The sequence below is a fragment of the Thermococcus gammatolerans EJ3 genome, from assembly GCF_000022365.1.
Classification (GTDB): Archaea; Methanobacteriota_B; Thermococci; order Thermococcales; family Thermococcaceae; genus Thermococcus; species Thermococcus gammatolerans.
The window spans coordinates 1733488-1753776 of sequence record NC_012804.1 but is presented as its reverse complement, the minus strand read 5'-3'; the positions used below and the strand labels follow the sequence as shown (position 1 = coordinate 1753776).

26 protein-coding genes and 1 tRNA gene are annotated in these 20289 nt (G+C 54.7%); 12 read left to right on the top strand and 15 right to left on the bottom strand.

Translation table 11 applies throughout. The features are described 5' to 3' along the window. Positions 1-229 precede the first annotated feature (229 nt). A tRNA-Thr gene (locus TGAM_RS09215) sits at positions 230-306 on the bottom strand. A gap of 91 nt (positions 307-397) precedes the next feature. Between TGAM_RS09215 and TGAM_RS09210 the strand changes: the two genes are divergently transcribed. Next, positions 398-838, top strand: coding sequence for a Tfx family DNA-binding protein (locus TGAM_RS09210; RefSeq protein ID WP_015859432.1), 441 nt, complete (start codon positions 398-400; stop codon positions 836-838). Here the strand turns inward: TGAM_RS09210 and TGAM_RS09205 are convergent. Together TGAM_RS09205 and TGAM_RS09200 are read right to left on the bottom strand one after the other, a co-directional pair. Further along, entirely contained in the window at positions 806-1477 is a 672-nt protein-coding gene (locus TGAM_RS09205; RefSeq protein WP_015859431.1) for a CidB/LrgB family autolysis modulator, read from the bottom strand. The two genes, TGAM_RS09210 and TGAM_RS09205, sit on opposite strands and share 33 nt — an antisense overlap. Then, complete coding sequence (locus tag TGAM_RS09200) at positions 1474-1812, bottom strand: CidA/LrgA family protein (protein ID WP_015859430.1); 339 nt, start codon at positions 1810-1812, stop codon at positions 1474-1476. Before TGAM_RS09200 ends, TGAM_RS09205 begins: the two co-directional genes overlap by 4 nt. Before the next feature lie 80 nt (positions 1813-1892). Between TGAM_RS09200 and TGAM_RS09195 the strand changes: the two genes are divergently transcribed. Beyond that, on the top strand, positions 1893-3332 hold the full coding sequence (locus tag TGAM_RS09195) for a DUF2139 domain-containing protein (protein WP_015859429.1): 1440 nt from the start codon (positions 1893-1895) through the stop codon (positions 3330-3332). Here the strand turns inward: TGAM_RS09195 and TGAM_RS09190 are convergent. After that, positions 3329-3637: a DUF3213 domain-containing protein gene (locus TGAM_RS09190; protein ID WP_048811321.1), complete on the bottom strand. Its 309-nt coding sequence runs from the start codon at positions 3635-3637 to the stop codon at positions 3329-3331. The genes TGAM_RS09195 and TGAM_RS09190 overlap by 4 nt on opposite strands. 2 nt (positions 3638-3639) lie before the next feature. Further along, positions 3640-5412, bottom strand: a complete 1773-nt coding sequence (gene tes, locus TGAM_RS09185) for a tetraether lipid synthase Tes (protein WP_015859427.1) — start codon at positions 5410-5412, stop codon at positions 3640-3642. A gap of 159 nt (positions 5413-5571) precedes the next feature. Here tes and TGAM_RS09180 point away from each other — a divergent pair, with 159 nt between their 5' ends. After that, positions 5572-5922: a hypothetical protein gene (locus TGAM_RS09180; protein ID WP_015859426.1), complete on the top strand. Its 351-nt coding sequence runs from the start codon at positions 5572-5574 to the stop codon at positions 5920-5922. 5 nt (positions 5923-5927) lie between these two features. Next, on the top strand, positions 5928-6512 hold the full coding sequence (gene udg / locus TGAM_RS09175) for a type-4 uracil-DNA glycosylase (protein WP_048811320.1): 585 nt from the start codon (positions 5928-5930) through the stop codon (positions 6510-6512). Between the two features lies 1 nt (position 6513). On the opposite strand, the gene TGAM_RS09170 is transcribed toward udg, so the two are convergent. Then, positions 6514-6975, bottom strand: a complete 462-nt coding sequence (locus TGAM_RS09170; RefSeq protein ID WP_015859424.1) for a hypothetical protein — start codon at positions 6973-6975, stop codon at positions 6514-6516. A 182-nt stretch (positions 6976-7157) separates the two neighbouring features. Here TGAM_RS09170 and TGAM_RS09165 point away from each other — a divergent pair, with 182 nt between their 5' ends. Further along, entirely contained in the window at positions 7158-7580 is a 423-nt protein-coding gene (locus TGAM_RS09165) for a hypothetical protein (protein ID WP_048811443.1), read from the top strand. Positions 7581-7906: 326 nt separating this feature from the next. Then, entirely contained in the window at positions 7907-9229 is a 1323-nt protein-coding gene (locus tag TGAM_RS09160) for a TrpB-like pyridoxal phosphate-dependent enzyme (RefSeq protein WP_015859422.1), read from the top strand. A gap of 11 nt (positions 9230-9240) precedes the next feature. Here TGAM_RS09160 and asd read toward each other — a convergent pair whose 3' ends face one another. The 7 genes from asd to TGAM_RS09125 form a co-directional block, all read right to left on the bottom strand. Then, positions 9241-10245: an aspartate-semialdehyde dehydrogenase gene (gene asd, locus TGAM_RS09155; RefSeq protein WP_015859421.1), complete on the bottom strand. Its 1005-nt coding sequence runs from the start codon at positions 10243-10245 to the stop codon at positions 9241-9243. Next, positions 10242-11420: a threonine synthase gene (gene thrC / locus TGAM_RS09150; protein ID WP_048811319.1), complete on the bottom strand. Its 1179-nt coding sequence runs from the start codon at positions 11418-11420 to the stop codon at positions 10242-10244. The genes asd and thrC overlap by 4 nt, the downstream gene beginning before the upstream one ends. Further along, entirely contained in the window at positions 11411-12289 is an 879-nt protein-coding gene (locus TGAM_RS09145) for a homoserine kinase (RefSeq protein ID WP_015859419.1), read from the bottom strand. The genes thrC and TGAM_RS09145 overlap by 10 nt, the downstream gene beginning before the upstream one ends. Further along, positions 12240-13295 carry an aspartate kinase gene (locus TGAM_RS09140; RefSeq protein WP_015859418.1) on the bottom strand — a complete coding sequence of 352 codons (1056 nt, stop codon included), beginning with the start codon at positions 13293-13295 and terminating at the stop codon, positions 12240-12242. The genes TGAM_RS09145 and TGAM_RS09140 overlap by 50 nt, the downstream gene beginning before the upstream one ends. 171 nt (positions 13296-13466) lie before the next feature. Continuing rightward, positions 13467-14111 carry a Ribonuclease P protein component 3 gene (locus TGAM_RS09135; RefSeq protein ID WP_015859417.1) on the bottom strand — a complete coding sequence of 215 codons (645 nt, stop codon included), beginning with the start codon at positions 14109-14111 and terminating at the stop codon, positions 13467-13469. Then, positions 14108-14566 carry an RNA-binding protein gene (locus TGAM_RS09130; RefSeq protein ID WP_048811318.1) on the bottom strand — a complete coding sequence of 153 codons (459 nt, stop codon included), beginning with the start codon at positions 14564-14566 and terminating at the stop codon, positions 14108-14110. The genes TGAM_RS09135 and TGAM_RS09130 overlap by 4 nt, the downstream gene beginning before the upstream one ends. Positions 14567-14601: 35 nt before the next feature. Further along, complete coding sequence (locus TGAM_RS09125; protein WP_015859415.1) at positions 14602-15114, bottom strand: biotin transporter BioY; 513 nt, start codon at positions 15112-15114, stop codon at positions 14602-14604. A 58-nt stretch (positions 15115-15172) separates the two neighbouring features. On the opposite strand from TGAM_RS09125, the gene TGAM_RS09120 reads away from it, so the two are divergent. From TGAM_RS09120 to TGAM_RS09110, 3 genes are read left to right on the top strand one after another with little or no spacing between them, the layout of a single operon-like run. Beyond that, a complete protein-coding gene (locus tag TGAM_RS09120; RefSeq protein ID WP_015859414.1) occupies positions 15173-15907 on the top strand; it encodes a biotin--[acetyl-CoA-carboxylase] ligase in 735 nt (244 codons plus the stop codon). Continuing rightward, on the top strand, positions 15894-16640 hold the full coding sequence (locus TGAM_RS09115) for an energy-coupling factor ABC transporter ATP-binding protein (protein WP_015859413.1): 747 nt from the start codon (positions 15894-15896) through the stop codon (positions 16638-16640). Before TGAM_RS09120 ends, TGAM_RS09115 begins: the two co-directional genes overlap by 14 nt. Then, on the top strand, positions 16627-17223 hold the full coding sequence (locus TGAM_RS09110) for an energy-coupling factor transporter transmembrane component T family protein (RefSeq protein WP_015859412.1): 597 nt from the start codon (positions 16627-16629) through the stop codon (positions 17221-17223). The genes TGAM_RS09115 and TGAM_RS09110 overlap by 14 nt, the downstream gene beginning before the upstream one ends. Positions 17224-17238: 15 nt before the next feature. On the opposite strand, the gene TGAM_RS09105 is transcribed toward TGAM_RS09110, so the two are convergent. Both TGAM_RS09105 and TGAM_RS09100 read right to left on the bottom strand, forming a co-directional pair. Then, complete coding sequence (locus TGAM_RS09105) at positions 17239-17823, bottom strand: 50S ribosomal protein L15e (protein WP_015859411.1); 585 nt, start codon at positions 17821-17823, stop codon at positions 17239-17241. Positions 17824-17928: 105 nt separating this feature from the next. Continuing rightward, complete coding sequence (locus TGAM_RS09100; RefSeq protein ID WP_048811317.1) at positions 17929-18489, bottom strand: hypothetical protein; 561 nt, start codon at positions 18487-18489, stop codon at positions 17929-17931. Positions 18490-18624: 135 nt separating this feature from the next. On the opposite strand from TGAM_RS09100, the gene TGAM_RS09095 reads away from it, so the two are divergent. Genes TGAM_RS09095 through TGAM_RS09085 form a run of 3 tightly spaced genes read left to right on the top strand, consistent with a single transcriptional unit; the run spans position 18625 to position 20188 of the window. After that, the gene (locus TGAM_RS09095; RefSeq protein WP_015859409.1) at positions 18625-19335 is read left to right on the top strand and encodes a PrsW family intramembrane metalloprotease; all 711 of its coding nucleotides are present in this window, start codon (positions 18625-18627) and stop codon (positions 19333-19335) included. 2 nt (positions 19336-19337) lie between these two features. After that, on the top strand, positions 19338-19559 hold the full coding sequence (locus TGAM_RS09090; protein WP_015859408.1) for a hypothetical protein: 222 nt from the start codon (positions 19338-19340) through the stop codon (positions 19557-19559). Then, the gene (locus TGAM_RS09085; protein ID WP_238516207.1) at positions 19559-20188 is read left to right on the top strand and encodes a hypothetical protein; all 630 of its coding nucleotides are present in this window, start codon (positions 19559-19561) and stop codon (positions 20186-20188) included. Before TGAM_RS09090 ends, TGAM_RS09085 begins: the two co-directional genes overlap by 1 nt. The last annotated feature ends 101 nt before the right edge of the window (positions 20189-20289 follow it).

Genomic DNA, 20289 nt, shown 5'->3' with positions numbered 1-20289 from the left:
CGGAAAACAGTCCGTTCAAAACAAAAAGTTTACTACGAAAATTTTTGATTTAATGGCCCCATTAGATCAAAGATCTGGTCGAATGGGGGAATGTACATCGAGGATTTTATATACATTGAAGAACACTAAAGGCCACTGAGGTATGAAAAATGAACTAACTTTGGTCCTCAGCGAGAAGTCGGTCATCATCCCGTCAGCTCACTCTCTTTCCAATCATCGGACCAGAATATGGAGCCCCGGGCGGGATTTGAACCCGCGACCGGCGGATTACAAGTCCGCCGCCCCGCCAGGCTAGGCTACCGGGGCACCAATCTAAAGGAAAGGCCGAAAATTATAAACCTTTCGTTTCCCGAAAGTCTTTTAATGTTTGACGTTTTGTTAAACTTCGGTGTTTAAGATGCCATCCAAGAGCTTCCTCACTGATCAGCAGATTAAAATACTTCGATTGAGGGCGATGGGATTGAGACAGAGCGAGATCGCCGAGCTTTTAGGCACCAGCAGGGCCAACGTGAGTATACTTGAGAGGCGGGCACTCGAAAAAATCGAGAAAGCCAGGAACACACTCCTCCTCTGGGAACAGATCAACTCAAAGGTAAGCGTTGAAGTAAGGAGGGGCGATGATATCTTTGAAATCCCCGAGAGGCTCTTCAGGAAGGCTGACGAGATTGGAGTGAAGGTTCCGTACAGCACCGCTGAAATAATAGCATTTCTCGTTGAGCATGCTCCCGTCGAGGATAGGCTCGCGAAGAGGGACTTTACACTCTTTCTAGATTCAAGCGACAGGCTACGCGTCAGTGAGTGCATTCTAGAGGACTTCGATGAGATAAGGAAGGACTAAAGCCGTGAAGACTCCATTCAGAGCCATGCCGAGACCGCTGACGGCACCGGCAAGCTCGTCCTCGATTATTATCCTCGCCGTCCCGAGGCCGTGGGAGCTAACGCCAGTTGCCAAACCCCTCGCTATTCTGTCCCTTACCCGAAAGAGGTTCAGCAGTTCTGGGGCGAAGGCATTGCCTAGTAGTCCGGTCGTTATAACGAGAACGGCCGTTAAAGCCGGTATTCCTCCGATTTTGGTGCTTATTCCTATCGCTATTGCCGTTGTGACGCTTTTCGGAGCTATGCTCCTCAGAACGGTTCCGCTCGCCCCGAGAAGCTTGGCTATCCAGTAGGCGGTGAGCATCGCGGTGGTTCCGCCAACGATGATTCCAGCGGCAATCTCCCTCGAGTACCTCGCTATTAAACCCGTATTCTTGTAAACGGGAACAGCCAGGCTCACGACGGCGGGCCCGAGGAGGAACTTCAGGAAGACCGCGCTCTCCATATATGAACCGTAGGAAAACCCGCCGAGCTTCAGGAGCAGTGAAATGGCAACTATCGAGAGCAGAACCGGGTTCGTGTAGACTGCCTTTTTCCTCCGGTGGAGCTCGGAGAAGATGTAGAAGACTACCAGGGTGAGGGTTATGCCGTAGGGGTTCATCGCCTCAGCACCTCGACGGTCTTTGCAGTAACGAAGAGCGTGATTACGAAGCTGAGAACCAGCGCAACGGATACCGGAACGAGCTGGGCCCTTATCAGGCCGAGGTAGAGGATTATGCCAACTCCCGGCGGAATGAATAGGACGCTCATGTTCTTAACCAGAAACTCGGCCTCGTTTTCCACCCACTCGAGCTTTACGGCACCGCTCAGGAGAGCAAAGAGGAGGAAGAGCATTCCGAGAACGCTGCCCGGAACGGGAAGGTGAAGGCCAGAGCTGACTATCTCACCGAGCGCGTAGAAGCCGAAGATAACCGTGAGTCCTCGGTAAGGTCTCATAACAGGAGGTTATTCGTTTCTCCCTTTAAAACCTTCGAGAAATCTATAAAGGCCTACACTGTAGGGTCACAGGTGGTGATATGCTCCTGCCAAACTATCGTTTTCCTGGGAGGTACGGGCCTGAGTGGGGCAGCGGTGGAATCTTCGGCCTTAGATACTACAACGGCGTCCTGTACTTCACCCTTGCATTCGAAGGAGAGGCACATTTTATCGACGTGAAGAGCGAAGAAGAAAAGGTCTACGACTTCACGCTGGTTGGCCCGGGGCCGACGAGCGGAGGAGACACCTATAACGCGGTTGAAACAGTGGACGAGTTCATCTACTTCGGGGGCTGGGTCCACGCTCCCGCCCTCTACCGGGAAGACCGAAGGATACTCTTTACCAATAAGTACTCGCACGTCCACGCCTACGACACGGAGGAAGGCGAGGTCAGGTTGCTGTGGAGGGAGTCAATCCACCACGAGACGGACTGGGCAGGGGAAGTGAGCGAGATACTCTACGATCCGTACAACGATAGGCTCCTCCTCGCGAGGGAGGACGGCCACGCCAACCTCGGTGTGTACTCCCTCGATAGGAAAGGTGGAAAGGCCAAAAGACTCCTTGACGAGCCCTCACCGAAGGGTGTCCGAGTCCACGACACGGCCTTCTTTGGCATTGGCAACAATTTCACCGGGGGAATGCGTAAGGTTGGTGCCCTTGACATGATAGATGGCCGATGGGAGTTCTTTGGGGTGGCTCAAAGCGCAGACGGCGGATCTGTTGTTAGGCCCGAGCTGGGAGCGATGGCCTCGGCCTACAACCGTGTCTTTGCCTTTGTGAGGGGTGGGATAATAGCTGGAAATCCCCTGATGGGAGAGGATCTAACCTTCTACCGCCTCTTTGACTTCCCGACCTTTTACGCTCCCTTCAGGGTGAACGCGATCAACGTTGGTGGGGGCATTCTAACGGCCTTCAATGCCCACCACGACGCGATTTACTCCAGGGGACCAGGAAACGAGTTTGAATGGGAGGCAACTAACACAATCGTCGGCCCGAGCGTTCTCCTTTACATCGCCCCTCCCGTGGTGAAGATCGTTGGCGCCTTCGGGGCCAGGGTCACCAGCATCGAGAAGCTCGGAGGCAAACTGCTCGTGGCGACCAACAGCGCTCCGAACACCGGATCAACTGAAGCAACTCCCTTCGACACCGGAACGAGAGATCTTGTTCTCTTCGATGAAGGGATAATCAGGGAACGGCCACCTGCAGTCAGCTTTCTGCTTCCGGCCCTTGGAGAACGGCCATTGGGCGGAATTCCCCTCGACGGCTATCGCGAGCCGAGGATGATCCTGCACCTGCGGAGGGACAACAGGATAAAGATATGCGAGTACGACCTCTCCCTCCCCTCAACAGGAGCGGCTGAGGAGACCTTCGAGCTGGAACCCGGCAGGAACGTCATCGATCTGAGCGCCTTCAGTGGACTAGTGAGCTTTGAGCTTGAGAAAAGCGATGGGGAAGGAAGAATAAAAATAGACCTGCGTTAAGCCCTTGCGTTTTTCATTATGTTGTTCCAGCTCATGCTCTTCTCGATGAGCTCCTCGACCGTTAGTTCTTCCCTGGATCTAACCTCTGGCTTCAGCTCCCCGAGGGCTTCGAGAACCTTCTCCTCGGGAATGGAAGACGGGTCGAACACGACGAAACCGTTCTTGGCATAGCCGTTCAGGAAGACCCTCCAGATTGCCTCCTCCTTCTCGAGCTCATACTGCTTTACGGTGGCCCTTTCCCAGTCTATATCGCCAAACCTCAGGTTGAGCCTCACGAGCTTCCTGTTGAGCATACCCTCACTCATCTTCACACCTCCTTAACGCCAAAGTAGTCCTCGATGTCTATGTAGGTCTTCCTGTAAAGCTCGCTCTTCTTCATCTTCTCGACGAACTCCTTGCTCCTGAAGTACTTGTCCTTCTTGTAGTCCCAGTCGGGGTGAAGCCTCTTCCACTCCTCCCAGGTGTAGCTGAACTGCGCCTGAACCTTGTCGCGGTAGATTTCGGGGATCACGTTGAAAGTACAGAACGGCACTATCCTGCCGTCGGGCATGGCGTAGTGAATGACGCAGCGCTCAACTCTCTCAACGTCGTAGTTGTACTCGTCCATGAAGTGCATCATTCCGATGAAGAGCGCGTTCTCGTGGAACTTGCCGAGGGCATCGTAGTTGCCGTGCATGAAGGCGTTCTTTATGAGTTCGAGCACGCTGAGTCCCTTCGGTGCGTACTTCTCGTCGTAGAAGCTCTTGAACTTGAGGAATATCTCCGCCCCGAGCTTGAGCTTCTGGAGCTTGCCCAGCTTCTTCCACTGCTCTATCTCCTCGGCCTTCTCTTCGAGGAACTCAACGAAGCCCTCGACGTCGAGGAACCTGCTTATCGGAACGACGCGCTTGTTCTCGCGGTCGAGGAAGACGTAAGTCGCTGCACCGCAGGCGAAGTGGCTGGTCATGTAGTAGCGTGAGCCTGTAAAGGCCTCAAAGAAGCGCGCTATGTGACCTGCTATCGGGATAGGATACCAGTCCTCCATAGCTATGACGCCGTTGGTCTGCTCCTCGATGCGCTTTATAGCTCCAGGAATAGTTATCCTAAAGCGCTGGCGCTCCTTCTTGGGAACCCTGCCGACCTGAGAAAGCGGCTGAAAGTTCACACCGCGAACGATGTCGAGGTGGTTGAGGCCGAAGTTGATTATGGCCCCAAGCTCGTGGTCGTTGACGTTCCTAATCGTTGTGGGCACGAGGACTATCCCCGGCCCACCGGCCTTCCTCACGTTCTCGAAGATGAGCGGAATCTCCCAGTGATTCTTCCAGTTGGTCTGGGGCGTCATTCCGTCGTAGCTCAGGTAGAGGGTGTTCGTTCCGGCCTCGCGGATTTTCTTCACGAGCTCTGGCTCGAAGGCGAGCCTTATTCCGTCGGTGTTTAGCTGGACGTGGTCGTAGCCTTCCTCCTTAGCGATTTTGATGATTTCAATCAGGTCGTCGCGAAGGGTCGGCTCGCCGCCCGTGAACTGAACGGCGTTCGCTCCGATGGGATACTCCTTCTTCGCGTTGCGGAGCATCATCCTAATCTGCTCAAGCGTTGGCTCGTAAATCGGCTGGCCCTCCCTGGCGTAGAAGAAGCAGTACCAGCACGACAGGTTGCAGCGGTTTGTCAGAACGATGTTGAGCAGGTTCGTGTGGGAGCGGTGCCTGGCACACATTCCACAGTCAAAGGGACAGTTGACACCACTATTTTCAACGTTTGTACTGTAAAGTTCCTTTCTGCTCCAGAGCCACTTCCTAAAGCGGTTGTAGGTTTCAACGCTCTCGTAGTAGAGGTCGGTTATCATGCCCTCGGGGCACTTCTTGGTTATCCAGACCTTCCCGTCCTTCTCCCATACCAATGCCGGAACGACGCGCCTCGTCTCGGGACAGAGAGAATAAGTCCTGTGAGGCAGATCTCCACCGTAACCCCTGCTCGCGGTTTTCAACATCTCATAGAATTCATCCTCACTGATTTCCGGAAATTCAACTATGTCCCGTATTCTCTTGGTTGACTCCGCAAACTCCTTCTCCCCACTGGGAATTTCACCCAAACTTTCAGCCATACGCATCACCTTTAACAACTCCTCCCTCTGGCGGATGTTCAATCTAAGAGTATAAAAGCTTTTGCGTAAATATGAAGATTTCCCTGCATAGGTATGACACAGATGTGTGAAGTCACTAAGGTTAAAAGCACTTCTTTGTGATGCCAATAAGGTGGTCGAATGCCAGCGAGAGAGATGAGGATGGAAATGTTCCTCAGGGCACTCCTCAGGAGGGACTTCTCAAGGGCAAAGGGACACATGGAAAAGCTCCAGAAGATAGCGGGGAACGACGAATGGGGCAGGGGCTATTCTAAAGCCGTCATCGGATTCCTGAGTGCCATTCAGGACAACGACCCGGATTCCCTTGTCGTCCAGCTCCTCAAAGAGCACGATCGAAAGAAGGCAGAGGAAGTGCTGGAACGCTTTGAGAGGATCCTCAGACAGGAGTTTAGAGACGAGTACGAGAGGGGCTATTTCACGGCCTGGGTCGAGTTTCTGAAGGCCTACCTGAGTCAGAAAACCCTCGCGTGATGCCTATGGGAAAGGAAGAGCTGATGAGGAAGCTCGAGGAGAAAATCCGGAACTGCCGGAAGTGTCCCCTTGGACAGCTCAGAACCAACGCCGTTCCCGGCTCTGGGAGCTACGATGCCAAGGTTATGTTCGTGGGCGAGGCCCCGGGCTACTGGGAGGATCAGAAAGGCTTGCCCTTCGTTGGCAGGGCTGGAAAGGTTCTCGACGAACTTTTGGAAGGAATAGGGCTCAGTAGGGATGATGTGTACATAACGAACATAGTCAAGTGCAGGCCGCCAGAAAACCGCGATCCAACCGAGGAGGAAATCAGGGCCTGCTCCCCCTACCTGGACATGCAGATTGATATCATCAGACCCAAGGTGATCGTTCCCCTCGGGAGGCACTCGATGGGATACCTCCTGAGGAAATTCGGGTTTGAACCCGAGCCGATAAGCAAGATCCACGGGAAGGTTTTCAGGGCGAACACTCTCTTCGGAAGGATCATCATCATGCCCATGTACCATCCCGCAGCCGCTCTCTACAAGCCTCCCCTCAGGGAAGAGCTGAGGAAGGACTTTGAAAAGCTGAGAAAGATCCTGAACGAGCTTTAACTTACTTTTTTGACAGTGCGGAGGAGACGAAACCCACCGAGAAGCCAACCCATGCCAGCAGGTAACCTACCCCTACGCTGAGGGTGCCCCCTCCACTTCCCCACGGAACCAGACCAACTGTCAGGAGGATCATTCCAGCAAGCCCAACCCCGTGACCAAGTTTTCCGTTAAAGAGTCCAATTACGGCGCCAAGCAGGATTAGAGGAACTGAGATTATCGAGAGAAGCTCGCTGATGGATTTTTCCTTCGCCTTGAGGTGGAGGTAATTCCTTATCTCCTTCTCGTTGAGGTACAGGCCCTTCACAACGTCCAGGAAGCTGAGGAATCGATTTGAGGGTGAGCTGCCGTTGTCAATGGCGACGGCGTGGGCCACAACTCCCTCTGAGGTATGCTGGGATGTGAACCAGGGCATACCCATTGCCACGAGAACCAAGAGTGCGGCCAGGAATGGGATTGGTCTCACTTTTTACACCCGAGACCACTCCAATGACTTCTTTTATGAGTTTTTCGGCCCAGAATTACTCTAACCATATAATCCAGCGTACTCTATTGTTGAGTTTTAAAACGGTCAATTTCCCACGAACTTTTTCACGGCTCGGTCAAAACCCTTTTATCCTCCGGTGAAAAGTGAAGGAGGGGAGGGAAATGGAACGGGTACAAAAGGCCACAGTGGACCTCGTCTCACTGTTCAGCGGGGAGAACAGCGAACCCCATCTTGTGGGTATACTCGTGGCCAGATCCAACAGGAGGAGCTATAACTTCTCGCTCTTCGACATAACGGAGAACGAGCTCGTTCTTCAACTCCACATCGGAAACGCCCTCGTGTACCTCGCCTTCGAGAGCCCGGAGGAAATAGATGAAGACGAATACCCTGAACTCGTTGAAGAGCTTCTCAGGAGAGCTGTTCCAGCGGTCAAAGAGCTAATAAAGGCTCTCGACGCTGAAAACCTCGAAGAGCCAGTTATACTCTACGATGAGATGAGCCCCGATGTCAAGGAATTCGTCTACGACCTGCTGATGAGGCACAGGAGGGGAGCCTCCCCCTACGATCAGACAGAACCAGCTTAGATCAATGACAATCTTTGTACCCCTTTCTGGGAAAAAATCGTCGTAAATTCCAATTTTGCGCCGAAACTTATTTAAGCGAGGATCCATTCTGAGTGTCGATGCACCATGATTGCCAGGAGTGATTGTTTTTGGCTTTGAGGGGCTCTCCTTCGAGATGAGTGTTAGTCCAAAAACTTCTGGGCGGGATTGTTTTTGGCGCTGAGCTGAGGAGGGGTTGCTTTTGGCCGCGCCGTTCTGCCACTTAAACGCTCCTGTTTAGTTCTCACGCTCTTATTCCCTCACCCTTTGGGACTTCTCAAAACCCTAAAACCGGCGGAGGTGGTAGAATGAAAGCCGTTCTGCCCGATTCGAAGATACCGAAGAGGTGGTACAACATACTACCCGACCTCCCGGAGCCCCTGGCACCGCCCCTCGACCCAGAAACGGATGAGCCAATAGAGCCGGAGAAGCTGTTGAGGATTTTCGCGGAGGAGCTCGTGAAGCAGGAGATGAGCACGGAAAGGTACATCGAGATTCCAAAGAAAGTTCGTGAACTCTACGCCAAGATAGGTCGTCCGACGCCACTTTTCCGCGCCACAAATCTCGAAAAGGCCCTCGGCACGCCCGCTAGAATTTACTTCAAGTACGAGGGGGCAACCGTAACGGGAAGCCACAAGATAAACACCGCCTTAGCTCAGGCCTACTACGCGAAGGAACAGGGAATAGAGAGGCTCGTTACCGAGACTGGGGCGGGACAGTGGGGAACGGCTTTGAGCTTAGCGGGAGCTCTGCTCGGCCTTAAAATCAGGGTCTACATGGCGCGCGCGAGCTACCAGCAGAAGCCCTACAGGAAGACGATAATGCGCCTCTACGGGGCCGAAATCTACCCCAGTCCGAGCGACAGAACGGAAATTGGACGGAAGTTCCTGAGCGAGGACCCCAACCACCCTGGAGGGCTGGGAATAGCGATAAGCGAGGCGATTGAAGACGTTTTAAAGGACGAAAAAGCCCGCTACGCCCTCGGAAGCGTCCTCAATCATGTGCTCATGCACCAGACTGTTATAGGCCTCGAAGCCCAGGAGCAGATGAAGGAGTTCGAAGAGCCGGACGTTATAATCGGCTGCGTCGGCGGTGGAAGCAACTTCGCGGGATTGGCATACCCGTTCGTTAGGGACGTTCTGAGTGGAAAGGCCGACTACGAGTTCATAGCGGTCGAGCCGAAGGCCGCCCCGAGCATGACGCGCGGGGTTTACAAGTACGACTTTGGCGATTCCGGCGGTTACACCCCAAAGATGAAGATGCACACACTCGGCCACACCTACTACGTCCCGCCGATTCACGCAGGTGGCCTTCGTTACCACGGCTTGGCTCCAACGCTGAGTATACTCATAAACCACGGAATAGTCAAGCCAGTCGCTTACCACCAGACCGAGGTCTTCCAAGCTGCCGAGCTGTTCGCGAAGACGGAGGGTATAATCCCAGCCCCGGAGAGCGCCCACGCGATAAAGGGCGTAATAGACAGGGCGTTGAAAGCGAAGGAAGAAGGAAGGGAGGAGGTCATACTCTTCAACCTGAGCGGTCACGGTCTCCTCGACCTGAAGGGCTACGAGGATTACCTGGACGGCAAGCTCGAAGATTATGAGCCGGACTACTTCCCGGCCCTCGGCTGAACCTTTCTTTTTTAAATGTGGCCAAGCCTTTTCGCGAGCTCAGCGTTGAGGATTGAACCTCCAGCCGCGCCGCGGACGAGGTTGTGGCCTGTAACTACGTACTTGAATGTTGAACTGCTCTCCTCGAGCCTTCCAACCGTGACAGTCAGCCCCCTTCCCCTGTCCCTGTGGAGCCTCGGCTGGGGAACGTCTGTGTAAACGAGGGGCCTCTCGTAGCTCGGCAGGTCGAGCTTTCTCAGCGGGTCGAAGGAGCGAAAGGCTTCCCTTATATCCTCCACGCTCCCGCGCTCGAGCTCAATGAATACCGCCTCCGTGTGCCCGTGAAGAACCGGAACGCGCGTGGCTATGGCAGAGATCTCGAAGGGCGCCGGCTTTATTTTGTCCCCCTCCAAGCTCCCGAGGATTTTCCTTGTTTCGTTCTCAATCTTCCACTCCTCGCCCTCGATGAGCGGAATCACGTTGTCCTGAATGGCGAAGGCAGAAAGGCCCGAGAAGCCGGCTCCGCTTATGGCCTGCATCGTGGCCACATGAATTCGTTTAATCCCAAACTCCCTCAGGGGGGCGAGGGAAACCGTCAAAATCGCGGTGGAGCAGTTCGGATTTGTCACTATGAAGCCGTTCCAGTTCCTCCTTTCGCGCTGAACCTCTATGAGCTTCATGTGCTCCGGATTAACCTCGGGGACGAGTATCGGCACGTCATCGTCGTAGCGGTGAGACCTAGCGTTGGTGAAGACTGGGATTTGCTCGGCGAGCTTTTCCTCGACTTCTCGCGAGATTGAAGCCGGGAGGGCGTTGAAGGCAATGTCAACGTCCACATCCCTCAAAAACTCGCCGAGCGAGACGACCTCGATGTCCCCGAACTCCTCCGGTGCGTCCTCGACGAGCTCGCCGTAACGCCTCCCTGCTGAGCGCTCGGAGGCGACGAGGGCTTCAACTTTGAACCACGGATGGCCTTGGAGGAGCCTCACGAAGGTTCTCCCGACGAGGCCAGTTGCACCGAGAACGGCGACCCTCATTTCATCACCTCCCTGAAGGCTTCGAGCGTCGGCTCTATTGGCTTGGGAAGGGTGAAGCGGTTTACGACGACGTTCGGGTCCTTAAGCCCGTGCCCCGTCGTTACGAGGACGTAGCTTTCGCCCCTGTCAAGCTCCCCGCTTTCGAGGAGCTTCATGAGGCCCGCCAGGGGAGCCGCGGAGGCGGGCTCGACGAAGAGGCCCTCCCTGCTCGCGAGCAGTTCCTGAGCCCTAAGTATCTCCCCGTCGCTCACGCTCTCAAAGAGGCCCCCAGATTCCTCAACCGCGCGCCAGGCCTTGGGCCAGTTGGCGGGGTTGCCTATCCTTATGGCGGTGGCAACCGTCTCGGGGTTTTCAACGGGCTCGAACGGCTTTTTGGCCTTCCAGGCCCTCGCGAGCGGTGCCGCGCCCTCGGCCTGTATCCCTATCATGCGGGGGAGCTCATCGGTTATCCCCTTCTCGTAGAGCTCCTTGAAGCCCTTCCATATCGCCGAGATGTTTCCCGCGTTTCCAACCGGAAGGACGACGTTGTCCGGCACGAAGCCGAGCTGGTCGTAGATTTCGAGCGCTATCGTCTTCTGACCCTCGAGGCGGAATGGATTTATCGAGTTGAGCATGTAGACGCCGAGCTTTGCGCTCGCCTCAACAACGACCCTGAGGGCGTCGTCAAAGTTGCCCTTAACTGGAACGACCCTCGCCCCGTAGATTATCGCCTGCGCAAGCTTTCCGAGGGCTATCTTACCGCTCGGCACCAAGACGTAGGCCTTTATTCCCGCCTTGGCCGCGTAGGCCGCGAGGGAAGCCGAAGTGTTGCCCGTTGAAGCGCATATCACCTTGTCCATGCCGAGTTCGAGGGCCTTGGATACTCCAACCGTCATGCCCCTGTCCTTGAAGGAGCCTGTTGGGTTGGCTCCCTCGTTCTTGGCGTAGAGCTCAACGCCGAGTTCCCTCTCGAGGTTGCTGAGCCTGTAGAGGGGCGTTCCACCCTCGTTCAGCGAAACCCTCTTCCTCACGGGAAGCCAGCTCTCGTACTTCCACAGCGTCACGTTCTTTCCATCGAAAACGTCCTCGGCCCTCTCAAGGTCGGTAACAACCTCAAGTAGGCCACCGCAGTCGCATCTATAGCGGAGCTCGTTTTCATCGTATTCCCTACCGCATTCGATACACCTCAAAACCATAAGGCACCCCTTCCGGCTTTTGTGACGTAGACATCAACCTCGATTCCGAACCCCTCGAAGGCCTCCGCAACGGCCTTCCCTATTTGAGCCACGTCCCCACCCACCGCAAACACGGCCGGACCCGAGCCGGAAACCGAAAAGCCGTAAGCGCCCGCCTCAAGGGCGGCCTTTCTTGCCCTATCGTACCAGGGCATGAGCCTCTTCCTGTAAGGCAGGGCTATTCTGTCGTCGAGGAGCCTTCCGACTGCCTTAAGGTCGTTTTCCTTCAGCGCGAGAACCAGGGAAGATGCGAGCGCGATGTTTCTGACGGCGTCTTTCAGCGGTATCTTTGGCGGGAGGACGCGCCTCGCCTCGCTCGTTGGAATCTCGACGGCTGGTAAAACGGCAACAACATCAAAGTCCACCGGGATCCTCCGGACCCTCAGGGGCTCGTAGGACTCTAGGATAGTGAAGTCTCCGTAGTAGGCAGGAACAACGTTGTCGCCGTGAGCACTGCCGGAAGCGGCCCTCTCGCCCTCCATCGCGGCCCGGAGTATTAGCCTCTCATCCTCAACCCCGAGAACCCTCGCCATCGCGAGCGCCCCCGCGAGGGATGAAGCGCCCGAACTGCCGAGCCCGCTCCTCGGCCTTATCCCCTTCCTCAGCTTCATCCTCAGCGCAACCTCTTCCCCAGCCATCTCGGCGAGAGCTCTGGCCGCAACGACCGCCGTGTTTCGCACATCGGCTGGCACGTCGTGCCCCTTCACGCGTATCTCCCACTCGCTCGATTCCCTGAAGGACAGCTCGTCGTAGGGCTCGCCTATGCCGACGCCGAAGACGTCAAACCCGGGCCCAAAGTTCGCTATGGTGGCATGAACGCGGATCTTCATCGAAGACCACCCCGTGTATCTCCCTCAAAGCCGGCACGAGCTCCTCCCTCTCGACCGCTATTGAGAAGTACCCGTTCCCCTTCACTCCCTTCCAGCCGGGAAGCTCTTCAACACCTACAATTGATATCCTCGCCCTCTCTCCCTCGACCCGGTGGACAATTATCGGCCAGTCGTCGCCGAAGTCTGACACAAGGGTTCCAAGGCGCCAGTCCTCGGTTCTGCCGAGTATCAGCGGAATACTTCCGAGGGGTTCGATGGTTCTTGGGTGGAGTGCCTTCATCCCGAGCTTCGCCGCCAAAAGGGCCCTCTCGCGCGATAGGAAGTGTATCAGCCTGGCTTCCGGAACGAGCCTCGGGTCGGCGGTGTATATCCCCTTCACGTCGCTCATTATGAGAACGCCCTTCGCATCGAGCATCGCTCCGAGGGCCGAGGCCGTGTAATCACTGCCACCCCTGCCGAGGGTTGCCGTTTTTCCGTTGAGGTTTCCTATGAAGCCTGTAACTACTGGAACCGCTTTTTCTGCCAGCTCTCCGAGTTTCCGAACGCGGGGCAGGCTGGCTGAAAAATCTATTTCCGCGTTCCCAAAGCTCCCGCGAAGGGTTAGGATTTCCCTCGCGTCTATGGGAATCGTTGGAATGCCCTCGTTTTCAAGGGCCTTGGCGAAGAGAACCGCGGAGAATCTCTCCCCGAAGGAGAGGATGTAGTCCTTCCACTCGGGATCGTGGCGGTTCTCCTTGATGGCTTTTTCGAGTTCGTCGAGCAGGGGCTTTACCTCTGCACCGAGCTTATCGGCTATTCTCGAGTGCTCCAAGGCAATGCTCTCAAAGAGTTCCCACTCTGGCCGCTCCGAGAGCTCTAAAAGCTTCTCCGTGACGCCCCTGAGGGCAGAAACGACAACCACTAACCTGCTTCCCTCGAGTAGGTAGTCAACCAGCTCTAGTGCACTCCAGAACGAGTCCCTTACCGAGCTTCCACCGAACTTGACAACTGAGAGTTTCTCGACCACCGATGGGTGACCACCCGCTTTAGCGCACCTTTTGATGAATATAAGCCTTTCGAAAGAAAGCTCATCTAAGTGACAAAATTTCGCTAAAAATACCTGTAAATTTGGAAATCTGTGGGGAATACAACAACTTATGTGGACAACTGACAGAATGCTAAGATTGGTCAAAAAGCATCAAAGGCGCGAGAGAAGTGAGCGCGGGTGGAAGTTCAGGCTTGCCCTCGCCTCTGGAATCTCCATCCCGATGTTTATCCCGAGGCTCATCAAGTCCCTCGGCCCGCGAACCTCCCATTTACTTTCGGCGGAGCTTGTGATGAAGCGAGGGACGCGATACTTCCTTACTAGCTCCCAGACCTTGGCCATGAAGCGGAGCGTTAAGGCCCTCTCGTAGGGGTTCGCCCTTAAGAGCGGTGAGAGCGAGAAGCCGATTGCAACGCCCCTCCTGCCCGCCATTCCAGCAAGGGTGTGGTCGAAGCCGTAATCCTTCCTCCCGAGCCAGGGACTTATCAGCGCGTCAACCTTTGCCTCGATGGCCATCCTGTTGACCCTCATGTCGCCTCCCTGAACGTAGAGCAGGGCCTTTAGGTTTCTCGCTTTAAAGGTCCGTATCAGGCTCGGCTTTCTCGTTACGAGCAGAACCGCGACCTTCCCGTAGGTCCTCCTCAGCTCCCGAAGCTCCTCCTTCAGCGAGTCCCAGTCTGGCTCGGTATCGAGGATGAGCTTTTTGGTGAAGACTACCTCGTCGAACCACTCCTTAGCTAGCTCGTAGGCCTCCACGCTCCTGACGTCCATCTCGACGAAGTATTCCCTCTCGCTCATTCCTTCTCCTCCAGCCACTCCCTCACGGCCTTCACGACGGCCTCTTTCCTCATCGGGAAGGCTTTGACTTTGATCTTGACCTGAATCGTGTCGCCTCCCTCGTCAACCTCTACCTCACCGAGGTAGGCCTTCTGCTTATTGAAGCGGACGTAGAGTGTTCCTTCCTCATCCACCTTCTCGTCGAGGTTTTCCAGAATGTAGCGCCTTGCGCTCTCGTCGAGGAGCTCCTTGAAGTGCCTGAGGAACGCTCTCACGGCTTTACTCCTCTTTATCTCAACGTTCACGACCTTAATCGGGTTACCGAAGAAGCCTTCAGTTTCGAGAACCTCGAAGTAAACGTCCTCATCGTCTATATCCTCGGGAATGAAGGTTCCTATCGCCTCAAGAACTTTGTCCTCATCCTCTGTGGCCTGAATGAATGTTGTAAGCCTGACGTGGTGCGCCCTGAGCGTCATGTCCCCCACCTGAGAAAGAGTTGGAGATGGAGGTTTTAAAACCTGCCCTCCGGTAGGGCCTCCCTAACGGCATTCGCCACAAGAACCGCTACAACCGCTTTAGCAACGTCAACACCTACGAAGGGCAGGACGCCGAGGTAGAAGGCCTTCTCAGGGCCGATTAGAAGCGAGAGCCTTGCCCAACCGAGGAGATAGATTGCACCTATCGCAAGCAGAGCCCCGGCCATTTCGATGGCTTTTCCCCTTCCTGACATCATGCCGGCTAGGAAGGAAGCGAGGGGAAACGCTAGGAGGTAACCTCCAGTCGGGCCGTAGAGAACGGCAAAACCAGAACCTAGGTGGGCGAAGACTGGAAAGCCAAGCAGCCCGAGTAGGAGGTAGAGCGTCTGACTCAGAAAACCGAGCCGTGCCCCAAGAACGAGGCCTGAGAGAAGAACGAAGAGCACCTGCAGGGTTATCGGAACAGGGCCAATTGGTATCGCAACCTGGGCACCTAAGGCTGTAAACGCTGTGAAAGTGGAAATTAAGCCGATGTCTCTTGGTCTCATTCAACCACCACACCGGGAAGCGAGTAAACGTTAAAAATAATTTGGTTAACGAACGCACATGAAAGTTCATCTACGCGGCGCTTTAAGGGAAAGCGAGACAAAAAGGTTTATTCTCAGGAGGCTTAGAAAAGGCCCGGCCAGCGGAACGGAGCTCGCAAGAAAGCTGGGAATTTCTCGTGTGGCAGTCTGGAAACATATCAAGGAGCTAAACTCCCTTGGATACTCGATAAGAGCGACTGGGAAGGGGTACTGCCTGGAGAAGGAAGCGAAAATCCCATGTCCCTGGGAACTTGAGGTTAAAGCCATCTATTTTCACGCGGTTTCCTCAACGATGGAAGTTGCCAGAGCACTCGCTGAGAGGGGAACCCTTAGAACCTTTGTGATCGCTGGTGAGCAGACTTCTGGCCGGGGCAGGCTCGGGAGAAGCTGGCTTTCCATGCCCGGTGGTCTCTACTTCTCACTCGCGCTATCACCAGGTATTCCGATGGAAGACCTCTCCGACCTGAGGCTGAGGATTATGGAGGAAGTCGCAGGGGCAATCAAAAACTTCGGTGTGGATGTTAAAGTGAACGAGAACGGTATCTTCACAAAAAACGGGAAGCTCGGGGGAGTTCTCGTCGAGGGTTTTGGAGAGCCAGAGCTGGCCAGGTTTGCGGTCGTGGGAGTTGGTGTCAACGTCAATAACCCCGTCCCAAGAGGGGGGACGTCACTCTCACTGGAACTCGGTAAAAGAGTGAGCCTCCTGCGCGTTGCAAAGGCAGTCATTGAGGGGGTGAGCTATGATACTTGTTGAGAGCATCCACCACTCGAGGAACGGTAAAGAAGTCTTGAGGGGCGTCAACATGAGCCTCGACAGGGGAGAGGTTTTAGCATTGCTCGGCCCCAACGGCGCCGGCAAGACAACCTTGGCCAAGCACCTCAACGGCCTCCTGAAGCCCACGAAGGGTAGGGTTCTCGTCGATGGAATCGACACGAGGAAGTCAAGCGTCGCGGAGCTGAGCAGAAAAGTCGGCTACGTCTTTCAGAGGCTTGAGAGGATGTTCTTCACCGGCAGAGTCTTCGATGAAGTTGCCTTCGGCCCTGGAAGTCTTGGGATGGACGAAAATGAGGTAAAAGAACGGGTTGAATGGGCTCTCTCACTGGTTGGCCTCAAAGGCTACGAGAACAGAAAACCGCTGAGCCTGAGCGGTGGTGAAATGAGGAAGCTCGCCATCGCGTGTGTTTTAGCTATGGGCACCGACTACGTAATCCTTGATGAGCCGACGAGCGACCTCGACGGTAGAGGTTTTAAGGCCGTCGTTGAGCTGGTCAAAAGACTTCGCGCAGAGGGAAAGGGCGTTCTCCTGATAACTCACGACGTCGAGCTGGCCCTCGAAGTTTCAGACAGGGTTGTGGTACTGTTCAACGGCAGGATTGCCTTTGAAGGCAAACCGGAGGGGCTACTGAACTTGAACCTGTGGGAATACGGTCTAAGGGAGACCCGTTGGATAGAGCTCATGAGGAGGAGTCTCATTGAGGGACATTGATGAACTCGACGCCCGCGTCAAGATCATCGCAACCCTCATTGTGGGAATCTCCCTGCTCCACGCTTCGAGGGGATTAGCCCTTTTCATGGCATTCATCCTGACCATCCCCCTAATGCAACGGAAGGCCTTCACGCCGGGTTTTCTCACGTTCTCGCTCGTGGGTCTCCTGGGAGGCGTTGATTACTTTCTCCGCCTTCTTGCCCTCATGGAACTGGGCCTCCTCTTCTCCGAGACGATGGATGCAGGAGAGCTTACCGGCGCCCTGTTGAATCTCAGGCTGCCGTCTGACGTTGCTCTCTCGGCGGGTCTGGTCGTCAACGGTCTCCAGAACCTTGAGAGGCTCTATCGTGAAATATCGGAAGCGCAGGCATCGCGGGGAGTAAAAGGAAGTTTCACATCCCTTAAAGCTCGTATCGTTCCCCTGCTCATAGGTACGGTTCTCCTTGGAACCGAGTTGGGAGAAGCAATCGAGGCAAGGGGTTACCAGGGGGATCTTAGACTCCCCTACAGGGGAAAGTTCGGGCTCGAAGAAGCGCTCATTCTGGCTGGCTCCGTCCTTCTCTTGGCGGTGAACCTAATTTAAAAGGGGAGAGAAAAATCACTTGGTCTTGCCCTTATTAGCTCTAACGCTGGGCCTGACCTTCTCCGCTCCTTTACCCTTGTTCCTCAGGCCGCGACCCTTCTTGCCGGCGCTGGTGAGACCTCTAAATACTCTACCCTTGTGGGCCTTACCTGTGATCCAGGCTATCTTCGGGTCGCTCTTTATGACCGGGTGGTGCGGGTCGACCATTATGACCTCAAACCACTTGTACATCCCGTCCTCGCCGACCCAGTAGGAGTTGAGAACCTCAAGGTTCGGGAACTTTCTAGCTGCCTTCTCCTCGGCTATCCATTGAAGGCTCTTCTTTGGCGAGTACTTGACCATACCCATCTTGCTCGGCTTCCTTCCTCCCTTCCACCTGGGTCTCTTCCTTCCTCCGCGCCTGACGCGAACGCGAACGACGACGTAGCCCTGCTTGGCTTGGTAGCCGAGCGAACGAGCGCGGTCAAGCCTCGTCGGCCTCTCAATCCTCACGACAACGGGCTCACGGCGCCACTTTATCATCCTCTTCTTGAGGAGCTCCCCGACGTAGCTCTTCTTGGGGCTCTTCCAGGCTTCCCTTATGTACTTGTACATTCCCATCTTGCACCCTCCTTCCTTGTTTGTGGTTCTCCGCAGAGCGGAACATCCCGCGGGCGAACCCGCCTAGTCGGTCGGGTTTCGAGGGTTGGTTTTTAAGGGTTGCGCTCATCCAAGCGGGTGCACCCCGTTTTCCTTGATCATTTCCTTGAGCTCTTGAATCGTTACCAGCTTGTAGTCCTTCTCGGGGGATGGTGCAACGTAAACGGCCGACAGATTGTCGAAGAACTGCCACGTTCCGAGGAGTCTGAAGTAGACGTTGGCCCCGTCCTCGGAGAGTTTGCCGTTCCACACCTGAATGGATAAGGACTCAAGTTTCTGGTCAAACTGGACTTTCAGCGTCCCTTCTATGAGTTCATCCGAGCAGGTTTTCCCGGTGCCGTTCCCGGTAAGGGCCTTGTACGTTGCCGCGTCGAGCTCATAAACCTCCACTCTACCAGGCTCTGGCATGAGGTAAGTGAAGGCAACGGTACAGTTTGAAAGGAGGTTGCCCTGAACGTAGTACGTTCCGTCATCCTCGGGGCCGGGGGTTATGCCCTCGCTTAGTTCAACGTACAAGAGCCTTGGGGGAGAGGGATTTGCCCTTTCAAGGATGTCTCCCCAGAAAGCCCCAACGAGAGCAACGGAAATGAACAGTAACACCACGATGATCGTGATCTTTCTGTCCATACCACCACCTGATAAGAAAATTGAGCCCCAGAGTTGATATATTTTTTGTGCAGGTGCTAACGTCTGGTCGTAGTAATCACTAGAAACCGTGAAAACATTAAAAAGATTGAATTCCCAACTGTTGAGGGTGGTGGCATGAACGTTGTAGCGTCGATAGTGTTCTTCGCGTACGTACCGGCCTTGATACTCCTGTGGTACTTCTATCATGAGGACAAACTGGAGCCCGAGCCAAAGAGGTACGTCTTGATGACGTTCCTTCTGGGGGCGACCCTATCGGTGGTCGTGGCCTTTGTGGTGGAGGCCCTTCTAACCCCGCGTTGGGGCTACGCCAACTACATTCTCCCCGCGAGTGCCTTTTATATGGCCCTCGTCGCAGGGGTAGTTGAGGAGCCTTCAAAGGCCCTCGCCATACTGTACCCCTTTAGGGCAGGTCAGATGGACGGTATAATGGACGGCCTCGTCTACGGGGTGGCCGCTGGGCTCGGCTTCGCCGCAACCGAGAACTTTCTATACGGTCTGGGCTACGGCCTTCCCACGACCATTTTCAGGGCGTTCCTCACTCCCCTCGCTCACGGCACATGGAGTGCGATAGTTGGAGTTGGTTACGGCCTCGTGTCGGAGGGGAAAGCAGATTCGGTTGGGAGCTTCCTCCTCACTGCGATGTTCCTCCACTTCCTCTGGGACTACTTCGCGTTCATGAGCTCGGCGGTTCCCGCCTACAACATACTCCTTATATTCCTGCTACTCCTCAACTTGGCGATCCTTAGGTACTTCCTAATGCTAGGCCGTGCCGAAGACGAACAGAAGAGGTGGTACTACGCGCTCAAGGGTATGTGGAGGTGGTGAGCTTGAAGGAACTAAAGAACACCGTCGAGGAGGCCCTCTTTGAGGCCCGGCCTTACGTCGAGTACTATGATAGATTGAGGGAGCTCGTGCTCGGCCTCTTAAATGAATCCGGGGATGCTGAAAGCCTCAGAAAACGCCTCGAGGATGAGATCGCAAGGGCGGACGAGCCCTTTAAGACCGATCTGAAGATATTCCTCCAAAAGCTTGAGGCGATGAGGACATGATGGGTTTTCTCCGCAAGTTTGGGATCCTCTTCATTGTTTTCTCTTTTCTCTTGCTCTTAATTTATCCGGACGGGATCGACGATACCGGCTACTCATACAAATACACGAAGTACGATACGGGGTTTATGTCGTTTCACTCAAAAGGCTATGGAGTGATATGTCCCGGCCAGTTCGGCGCGTACTACGAAAGCCGGGATTGGGGTGAGGACGTCTTCGTTAGGTCCTTCGAGCTAACCCCCGATATCCTAAGGAGGCTCAACGATCCATATACCTTCGTTAACGACATGAGGAAACACGCCACCACAGTGAACCTCACAAGAAATGGGAATAGATCAACCCTGATCCTCGAATGGGAAGATAGGGGCGAGTTTGTTAACACGTACTACCGGGTTGTTGCAGTTTATGTGAATGACGAACTAAGGGAGGTCTCGTACGAAACCTCTCACTCCCTCAACTACGACCCCCGCAACTCCTCCGTTTGTGTCGATTACATCGACGTGCACATAAAGTACAGGGTACAGAAAACTCGTTGCTGGATTAAAGGCATAATCTGGTGGAAATCCGCACTGAAGAACTACCTCAGGAGCATGGCCGGTGAAGTCGAGAAGCACGGTAATGAACCGTGGTGAACTTTCCACTTTTTGCACACTATTTACAGTAGTATGCAAAATTTGAATACAAAACATATTTAAAGGCTAGTGCGTTTTTAGTTGTGTAAACTGCACGGATG

Coding starts and splice junctions, on each gene's coding strand:
- TGAM_RS09200 (WP_015859430.1), bottom strand. CDS start 1,812: ATGAGACCTTACCGAGGACTCACGGTTATCTTCGGCTTCTACGCGCTC.
- asd (WP_015859421.1), bottom strand. CDS start 10,245: ATGAGGGTCGCCGTTCTCGGTGCAACTGGCCTCGTCGGGAGAACCTTC.
- TGAM_RS09095 (WP_015859409.1), top strand. CDS start 18,625: ATGAACGTTGTAGCGTCGATAGTGTTCTTCGCGTACGTACCGGCCTTG.
- TGAM_RS09160 (WP_015859422.1), top strand. CDS start 7,907: ATGAAAGCCGTTCTGCCCGATTCGAAGATACCGAAGAGGTGGTACAAC.
- TGAM_RS09180 (WP_015859426.1), top strand. CDS start 5,572: ATGCCAGCGAGAGAGATGAGGATGGAAATGTTCCTCAGGGCACTCCTC.
- TGAM_RS09115 (WP_015859413.1), top strand. CDS start 15,894: ATGATACTTGTTGAGAGCATCCACCACTCGAGGAACGGTAAAGAAGTC.
- TGAM_RS09100 (WP_048811317.1), bottom strand. CDS start 18,489: ATGGACAGAAAGATCACGATCATCGTGGTGTTACTGTTCATTTCCGTT.
- TGAM_RS09120 (WP_015859414.1), top strand. CDS start 15,173: ATGAAAGTTCATCTACGCGGCGCTTTAAGGGAAAGCGAGACAAAAAGG.
- TGAM_RS09125 (WP_015859415.1), bottom strand. CDS start 15,114: ATGAGACCAAGAGACATCGGCTTAATTTCCACTTTCACAGCGTTTACA.
- thrC (WP_048811319.1), bottom strand. CDS start 11,420: ATGGTTTTGAGGTGTATCGAATGCGGTAGGGAATACGATGAAAACGAG.
- TGAM_RS09205 (WP_015859431.1), bottom strand. CDS start 1,477: ATGAACCCCTACGGCATAACCCTCACCCTGGTAGTCTTCTACATCTTC.
- TGAM_RS09210 (WP_015859432.1), top strand. CDS start 398: ATGCCATCCAAGAGCTTCCTCACTGATCAGCAGATTAAAATACTTCGA.
- TGAM_RS09105 (WP_015859411.1), bottom strand. CDS start 17,823: ATGGGAATGTACAAGTACATAAGGGAAGCCTGGAAGAGCCCCAAGAAG.
- TGAM_RS09165 (WP_048811443.1), top strand. CDS start 7,158: ATGGAACGGGTACAAAAGGCCACAGTGGACCTCGTCTCACTGTTCAGC.
- TGAM_RS09195 (WP_015859429.1), top strand. CDS start 1,893: ATGCTCCTGCCAAACTATCGTTTTCCTGGGAGGTACGGGCCTGAGTGG.
- TGAM_RS09145 (WP_015859419.1), bottom strand. CDS start 12,289: ATGAAGATCCGCGTTCATGCCACCATAGCGAACTTTGGGCCCGGGTTT.
- TGAM_RS09190 (WP_048811321.1), bottom strand. CDS start 3,637: ATGAGTGAGGGTATGCTCAACAGGAAGCTCGTGAGGCTCAACCTGAGG.
- TGAM_RS09130 (WP_048811318.1), bottom strand. CDS start 14,566: ATGACGCTCAGGGCGCACCACGTCAGGCTTACAACATTCATTCAGGCC.
- TGAM_RS09135 (WP_015859417.1), bottom strand. CDS start 14,111: ATGAGCGAGAGGGAATACTTCGTCGAGATGGACGTCAGGAGCGTGGAG.
- TGAM_RS09085 (WP_238516207.1), top strand. CDS start 19,559: ATGGGTTTTCTCCGCAAGTTTGGGATCCTCTTCATTGTTTTCTCTTTT.
- tes (WP_015859427.1), bottom strand. CDS start 5,412: ATGGCTGAAAGTTTGGGTGAAATTCCCAGTGGGGAGAAGGAGTTTGCG.
- udg (WP_048811320.1), top strand. CDS start 5,928: ATGGGAAAGGAAGAGCTGATGAGGAAGCTCGAGGAGAAAATCCGGAAC.